Origin of the sequence: Streptomyces caeni (genome assembly GCF_042678285.1) — a bacterium.
GTDB classification, from domain to species: domain Bacteria; phylum Actinomycetota; class Actinomycetes; order Streptomycetales; family Streptomycetaceae; genus Streptomyces; species Streptomyces caeni.
In genome coordinates this window covers 1-7774 of the sequence record NZ_JBHUDX010000111.1, presented here as the reverse complement: position 1 = coordinate 7774, position 7774 = coordinate 1, and the positions used below count along the sequence as shown (strand labels likewise).

Below are 7774 nucleotides of genomic sequence, written 5' to 3'. Positions count from 1 at the left end.
AGACGGAGCCGGAGGCCGAGGCCGCACCCGAGCCGGAACCGGCCGCCGAGACGACCCCGGAGGCGACCCCCGGCCCGGAGGCCGAAGCCGCACCCGCCCCGGCCCTCGAGCCGACCGACGAAGCGGCCCCCGCCCCCGAGCCGGCGGCGACCGAGGCAGAGGCCGAGCCCCAGCCCGAGCCGACCGCCGAAGCCACCCCCACCCCCGAGCCGGAAGCCGAGGTCGCACCCGAACCCGAGCCGACCCCCGAGCCGGAAGCCGAAGCCGCGACCGAGCCGACTCCCGAGCCGGAGCCGGAGCCGGAGGCCGCAGCCGCGACCGAGCCCGAGCCGGAGCCGGAGGCCGCAGCCGCGACCGAGCCCGAGCCGGAAGCCGGGGTGGCCCCCGAGCCGGAGCCCGAGCCGGCACCCGAACCGGCCGCCGACGCCGTCCCCCAGCCGGAGGCGGAACCCGAATCCGAGCCCGAGGCACCGGCCGCCGACGAGCCGGCACCCGCGCAGGCGGAGGACTCCGCACCCGCGCAGGCGGACGAACCGACCCCCGCACAGACGGACGCCCCCACGCCCGCCCTGACGCTCGACGGCGTGAAGTCCCGCGCCCCCGGTCTGGCCACCGCCTACAAGGCCGCGGCCACGGTCCTCGACAAGCGCGGCCTCGCCGGCGCCCGCGCCAAGGTCTACCTGGTCCTCGACCGCTCGGCGTCCATGCGCCCGTACTACAAGGACGGCTCCGCCCAGGCCCTCGGCGAGCAGGCCCTCGCGCTGGCCGCGCACCTCGACCCCGAGACCACGATCCACGTCGTCTTCTTCTCCACCGAACTCGACGGCACGGGCGAGCTGACCCTCGCCGACCACGAGAACAAGATCGACGAGCTGCACGCGTCCCTCGGCCGCATGGGCCGCACGAGCTACCACGCCGCCGTGGAGGCCGTGGTGGCCCACCACGAGCAGTCGCAGGACCCGGCCCTCCCCGCCCTGGTGATCTTCCAGACGGACGGCGCGCCGGACGCGAAGACCCCCGCCACCCAGTCGCTGACGAACGCCGCGAAGAACCACCCGGCCCTCTTCTTCTCCTTCGTCGCCTTCGGCGACCCGGAGAACAAGGCGTTCGACTACCTCCGGAAGCTGAAGACGGACAACACCTCCCACTTCCTGGCCGGCGAGGCCCCGCGCGAGCTCACGGACACGGAGGTGTACGAGGGCATCCTGGCGACCTGGCGCCCCTGACCGCCGCACCCGGACGCCGCCCGCCTCTCACCGCGTAAAACGGGAGGCGGGCGGCGTACCCATGTCGGCTACGATTTCAAGGTTCGTAGACGATTGCAGCCGACCCGAAGCCGACGATCGTCACCCCGCGTAGCGACTTGGGAGCAGCCCGCGATGGCTCGACACCTCATCACCAGCGCCCTTCCGTACATCAACGGGATCAAGCACCTGGGCAACATGGTGGGGTCCATGCTCCCGGCGGACGTCTACTCCCGCTATATGCGCCAGCGCGGCCACGACGTCCTCTACATCTGCGCGACGGACGAGCACGGCACCCCCGCCGAACTGGCGGCGAAGGAGCTGGGCCTGCCGGTCGACGAGTTCTGCGCCCAGGCACACGACGCGCAGAAGGCGGTGTACGACGGCTTCAGCCTGGCCTTCGACTACTTCGGCCGCAGCTCGTCCCCGCAGAACCGCGAGATCACTCAGGAGATCGCCCGCGAGCTCAAGGCGAACGGGTTCATCGAGGAGCGGGCCATCCGCCAGGTGTACTCCAACGCCGACGGCCGCTTCCTGCCCGACCGGTACATCATCGGCACCTGTCCGCACTGCGGCTACGACAAGGCGCGCGGCGACCAGTGCGAGAACTGCACGCGGGTCCTGGACCCGACCGACCTGATCGACCCGCGCTCCGCGATCAGCGGCAGCAGCGACCTGGAGGTCCGCGAGACCAAGCACCTCTTCCTGCTGCAGTCGGCGCTGGCCGGCGAGGTCGAGGCATGGGTGGACGAGCGCGCCGACGACTGGCCCGTGCTGGCCTCCTCGATCGCCCGCAAGTGGCTCACCGAGGGCCTGCACGACCGGGCGATCACCCGCGACCTGGACTGGGGCGTCCCGGTCCCGGCCGACACCTGGCCGGAGCTGGCCGCCGAGGGCAAGGTCTTCTACGTCTGGTTCGACGCCCCGATCGAGTACATCGGCGCCACGAAGGAGTGGGCGGACCAGGACCCCGAGAACCGCGACTGGCGTTCGTGGTGGTGGGAGTCGGACGCGGACGTCCACTACACGCAGTTCATGGGCAAGGACAATGTGCCCTTCCACAGCGTGATGTTCCCGGCGACCCTGCTGGGCACCCGCGCGCCGTGGAAGAAGGTGGACGTCATCAAGGCGTTCAACTGGCTCAACTACTACGGCGGCAAGTTCTCCACGTCGCAGAAGCGCGGCGTCTTCACGCACGACGCGCTGGAGATCCTCCCGGCCGACTACTGGCGCTACTTCATGATGGCGAACGCGCCCGAGTCCGACGACTCCTCCTTCACCTGGGAGCACTTCACGGCCACGGTGAACAAGGACCTGGCGGACACCCTGGGCAACTTCGTCAACCGCGTCCTGTCCTTCTCCCGCAAGCGCTTCGGCGACGCGGTCCCGGAGGGCGGCGAGCCGGGCGAGGCCGAGGCGAGGCTCGGCGAGGAGATCGCGCGCCTGCTCGCGGAGTACGAGGAGCACATGGACGCCATCCAGTTCCGCAAGGCGGCGGCCGCGCTGCGCGCCCTGTGGTCGGCGGGCAACTCCTACCTGGAGGAGAAGGCCCCCTGGCTGGAGATCAAGACGAACAAGGAGGGCGCGGCCCTCACCCTGCGCACGGCGATGAACCTGATCCATCTCTACGCGGTGGTCTCGGAGCCGTTCATCCCGACCTCGTCCGCGGCGATGCGCGGGGCGTTCGACCTGAAGGACGACACGGCGACGTGGGTGACGCGCGACGGGGCGAAGTCCCTCACCGCCGTCACCGCCGGCACCCCCTTCACGGTCCCGCCGGTCCTGTTCGCCAAGCTCACGGACGAGGACCTGGAGAACTACAAGGAGCGCTTCGGCGGCACGGAGGGCTGACCCGGCGACGGGCGCCCACGGGGTGACCGCGCCACCGTTCCCCGCCCCACGGTCGACCGGGGGGCGGGGTGCGGTCGGTGCGGGGTCGGCTTCCCGACGCGTACGCCACGAGGCCCGCCCACGCGCCGGTACCACGCCGGAGGCGCAAGAACTCCGCCGATGCAAGCCCGGCCTAGGTACCCATCTGCCTCGCCTCCCCCTTTGACGCAGCAACGTGCCACGAGGATCCCGCGCACGGACCCTACTGGGCGGCCGAGCTCACCGTCCGCCCGGCGGACGCGGCGACTTTGCGGTTCCTGATGCCCGGTCATGAGTCTGGGACGCCGGGTGACGAAGCCGCCGGGAACGGAGGGAACGAGCTGTCAGCCGGCGCTCGCACGGAAAGCGGCCCGGAACCGGCCACCGGTTCCGGGCCGCCCATGCAGGACGACTACTTCGGCTGCGGCTTGCGCACCGACAGGTGCAGCTCCCTCAGGCGCTCCTCCGGCAGCTCCGTCGGGGCACCCATCATCAGGTCCTGCGCGTTGCCGTTGAGCGGGAAGGCGATCGTCTCGCGGATGTTCGGCTCGTCGGCCAGGAGCATCACGATGCGGTCGATGCCCGGCGCGATGCCGCCGTGCGGAGGGGCGCCGAAGCGGAGGGCGCGGAGCATGCCCGCGAACTCGCGTTCCACCGTCTCGTCGTCGTAGCCGGCGATGTTGAACGCCTTGAGCATGATGTCCGGCTCGTGGTTCCGGATGGCGCCCGAGGACAGCTCCACGCCGTTGCAGACGATGTCGTACTGCCAGGCCAGGATGTCCAGGGGGTCCTGCGTCCGCAGCGCATCCATGCCGCCCTGCGGCATGGAGAACGGGTTGTGCGAGAAGTCGATCTTCCCCGTGTCCTCGTCCTTCTCGAACATCGGGAAGTCGACGATCCAGCAGAAGCGGAAGACGCCCTCCTCGAAGTGGCCGGCCCGCTTGGCCGCCTCCACCCGGACCGCGCCCATGATCTTCGAGACCTCGTCGAACCCGCCCGCGCCGAAGAACACCGCGTGCCCGGCGGCGAGGGACAGCCGCTTCGTCAGCTCCGCGACGTTCTCCTCCGTGAGGAACTTCGCGATCGGGCCCGTCAGCGCGCCGTCCTCGCCGACCCGCACCCACGCCAGGCCCTTGGCGCCCTGCTCCACCGCGTACTCGCCGAGCTGGTCGAAGAACTTGCGGGGCTGCGAGGCGGTGTCCGGCACCGGCAGCGCCCGTACGTGCTTGCCCGCGAACGCCTTGAACTCCGAGCCCTCGAAGACGTCCGTGACGTCGACCAGCTCCAGCTGGGCCCGCAGGTCCGGCTTGTCCGAGCCGTACTTGAGCATCGCCTCGCGGAAGGGGATGCGGGGGAAGGGGGACGTGACGTGGCGGCCGCCCCCGAACTCCTCGAAGATCTCCGTCATCAGCTGCTCGATCGGCTGGAACACGTCCTCCTGCTCGACGAAGGACAGCTCCACATCGAGCTGGTAGAACTCGCCCGGCGAACGGTCCGCGCGGGCGTCCTCGTCGCGGAAGCAGGGCGCGATCTGGAAGTAGCGGTCGAAGCCGGAGATCATCAGCAGCTGCTTGAACTGCTGCGGGGCCTGCGGCAGCGCGTAGAACTTGCCCGCGTTCAGCCGGGAGGGGACCACGAAGTCGCGGGCGCCCTCCGGGGACGTCGCCGTCAGGATCGGGGTGGCCATCTCGTTGAAGCCCATCGCCGCCATCTTGTGCCGGATCGCCGAGATCACGGCCGTGCGCAGCATGATGTTGTGGTGCATGCGCTCGCGGCGCAGGTCCAGGAAGCGGTACTCAAGGCGCCGCTCCTCGTTCACCCCGTCCTCGGTGTTGATCGTGAAGGGGAGCGGGGCAGCCGCGCCGAGCAGCTCGACCTCGCCCACCAGGATCTCGATCTCACCCGTGGGCAGGTCCGGGTTCACGTTCTCGGCGCCGCGGGAGACGACCTTGCCGTCGACGCGGACGGTGGACTCCTTGGAGATGGCGTCCAGCGCCTCGTACGCGGCCGTGCCGGGGTGGGCGACCAGCTGGGTGATGCCGTAGTGGTCGCGCAGATCGATGAAGAGGATGCCGCCCAGGTCGCGCCGATTGTGCAGCCAGCCGCTCAGCCGGACGTCGCTGCCGACGTCAGAGGCGCGGAGCTCGCCGCAGGTGTGGGACCTGTACCGATGCATCGTCGTTCATCCAGTCTTCGCGGAGCGGGGTCTGTCCGGGGGCGCTCGCCCCGGTGCGTCCGGGCGGGCACGGCCCGGACCTACCAAGCGTACCGGCCGCCCCAAGATCGCCTCCCCACCATTTCCGCACGGCTCTCTCCCCTTCGGCCAGGCCCCGATATCATCGACAATGGGCTCAAATTGGGACTTTTCTTACCTTCGGTGGCACGTCTCGATCACCTCTTCTTACAGTGGGACAATGCGCACTGGTGAGCCTCTGCCCGCCGTGGGGGACGTCCTGGCCGCCCTCGCGACAGGGGTGTGGCGCTGGGACCACGCCGCCGGACTCGTCACCATGGACGCCGAGGCCGCACGGCTGCTGGGGCTGCCCCCGGAGGCGACGACGCTCACGGAGGCGGGGGTCCGGGCCCGGTTCCACCCCGTCGACTGGAACGAGGTCGACGGGATCGTCCAGCTCGCCCTGGCCGAGGGCACCATCGCCGAGATCCGGATGCGGATCATGGACGCGCACGGACGCGTGGTCCGCACCGTACGCAGCCGCTCCAAGCCGTCGATGGACCCGCAGACCGGGGCGTATGTGCTGGTCGGGACACTCCAGGAAGTCACCGAGCCCTCCCCGGACGCCGCCGCGCGCTCCCCGGTCACCGGCGACTGGCGCCGCTCCCGCGAGGCGTTCCTCCTGGACGCGGGACGCGCGCTGGCCGAGGCACGGTCCACGGCGGAGGTACTGCGGGTGGCGGCCGGCCTCTCCATGCCCGGGTTCTCGCCGGACGGCCTCGCGGTCTTCGGGGCCGAGGGCGACCGGCTGACCGTCATCGGCCACCACGGCCAGGCGCCCGGAGAGGAGGGTCCCTTCACGCACATGTCGCTGGACACGGACTACCCGGCCGCCGAGGTCGTCCGCACCGGCCGTGCCGTCTACCTGTCCTCGCCCATGGAGTACAAGGCCCGCTACCCGGTCTCCTGGCCGCTCGCCGCGCACTTCGGCCGGCGGTCCTGGGCGTTCCTGCCGCTCACCGTGTCGGGCCGCACGATGGGCGCGTGGATGGCGGCCTTCAAGTACCCGGTCACCTTCACGCCCGACGAGCGCTCCGTGCTCACCACGGTCGCCCGGATGCTCGCCCAGGCCCTCTCCCGGGCCACGACCGCCGAGACGGAGCGGGAGCTGACGGAGGGGCTGCAGCGCTCGATGCTGCCCGTGCTCGGACCGGAGATCCCCGGCATGACCGTGGCCGCGCGCTACATACCGACCGGCGGCGGACTCCAGGTGGGCGGCGACTGGTACGACATGATCCAGCTGCCCGGGGGAGGCCGCTTCGCGCTCACCATCGGCGACGTACAGGGCCACGACGTGCGCGCCGCGGGCCTCATGGGCCAGCTGCGGATAGCCCTGCGGGCGTATGCGGCGGAGGGCCACCCCCCGGACGCGGTCCTCTCCCGCGCCTCGCGTTTCCTGCACGGCATGACATACGGCGCGGACGGCGGCGACCTGCGCTTCGCGACCTGCCTCTACGCCGAGGTGGACCCGGAGACCGGGACGCTGGAGATCGCCCGCGCCGGCCACCCCGACCCCGCGATCCGCATGGCGGACCGGACCGTGCTGATGCGGCCGACCGCGGGCGGGCTGCCGCTCGGCATCGACCCGGACGCGGACTACCCGACCACCCGGCTCCTCCTGGAGCCCGGCGAGACCATGCTGATCTGCACGGACGGGCTGATCGAGACCGGCGGGCACGACCTGGACACCGGCTGGCGGCGCATACGCCGGATACTGGAGGAGCACGACGGCGACATCGACGAGCTGGCCGACGCGCTGGTCCAGGCCGTGCACGGGCCCTCCTCCCACCACGCCACCGGGCCGCTGACCGACCGGCGCGAGGACGACATAGCGCTGCTGCTGCTCAGCCGGCCGGGCGAGCCGGCCGGCGGCACCGTCCCCGCCGCGCGCCCGGCCGTGCGCCGGCTGGCGCTGACGGTCGCGCAGGCCGAGCCCGAGCGTATCGCCGGCGCCCGGCAGCAGGTGCGCGAACTGCTGCACGACTGGTCCTCCCAGGACCAGCTGGACTCGGCGGTACTCCTGGTCTCCGAGGTGCTCACGAACGTCCTCGTCCACACCGACGCGGACGCGCTCCTCGTCGCCGAGATCGCCGGCGAGCCGAGCGGCGTGGACGGCCGGGGCGGGCGCCGGCTGCGCGTGGAGGTCACGGACGCGAGCGACGACCTCCCCCACAAGCGCCGGCCGGGCGAACTGGCCTCCTCCGGCCGCGGACTGATCCTCGTCGAGCTGCTCGCCGACGCCTGGGGCGTGGAACCGCGGGGCGAGGGCAAGTGCATCTGGGTCGAGCTGCGCGAGGAGCCCTCGAAGATGGAGCCAGAGGACGATCTGCGGGAGGAGGTCGCACAGCTGCGATGAGCACGGCCCGCGGCCCCCCCCGTTACCTTTTCCGTGGCCCCGCAATGGGGCGCCTGGCCCCCGGGCCCGGTA

The 7774-nt window shown here is 71.6% G+C and carries 4 protein-coding genes; 3 read left to right on the top strand and 1 reads right to left on the bottom strand.

The window, feature by feature from the left end; all coding sequences use genetic code 11:
• Both ACFSL4_RS33895 and metG read left to right on the top strand, forming a co-directional pair.
• Window positions 1-1226 (top strand): VWA domain-containing protein (locus ACFSL4_RS33895; protein WP_381091493.1); only part of this gene is annotated, 1226 nt, incomplete at its 5' end.
• Window positions 1227-1379: 153 nt separating this feature from the next.
• Window positions 1380-3095 (top strand): methionine--tRNA ligase, encoded by a 1716-nt coding sequence (metG, locus tag ACFSL4_RS33890; RefSeq protein ID WP_381091491.1) that lies wholly within the window; start codon window positions 1380-1382, stop codon window positions 3093-3095.
• Window positions 3096-3525: 430 nt separating this feature from the next.
• Here the strand turns inward: metG and aspS are convergent, their stop codons facing one another.
• On the bottom strand, window positions 3526-5289 hold the full coding sequence (gene aspS, locus ACFSL4_RS33885) for an aspartate--tRNA ligase (protein ID WP_381091489.1): 1764 nt from the start codon (window positions 5287-5289) through the stop codon (window positions 3526-3528).
• Between the two features lie 238 nt (window positions 5290-5527).
• On the opposite strand from aspS, the gene ACFSL4_RS33880 reads away from it, so the two are divergent.
• The gene (locus tag ACFSL4_RS33880; protein ID WP_381091487.1) at window positions 5528-7702 is read left to right on the top strand and encodes a SpoIIE family protein phosphatase; all 2175 of its coding nucleotides are present in this window, start codon (window positions 5528-5530) and stop codon (window positions 7700-7702) included.
• Window positions 7703-7774: the final 72 nt, after the last annotated feature.

Coding starts and splice junctions, on each gene's coding strand:
- aspS (WP_381091489.1), bottom strand. CDS start 5,289: ATGCATCGGTACAGGTCCCACACCTGCGGCGAGCTCCGCGCCTCTGAC.
- metG (WP_381091491.1), top strand. CDS start 1,380: ATGGCTCGACACCTCATCACCAGCGCCCTTCCGTACATCAACGGGATC.
- ACFSL4_RS33880 (WP_381091487.1), top strand. CDS start 5,528: ATGCGCACTGGTGAGCCTCTGCCCGCCGTGGGGGACGTCCTGGCCGCC.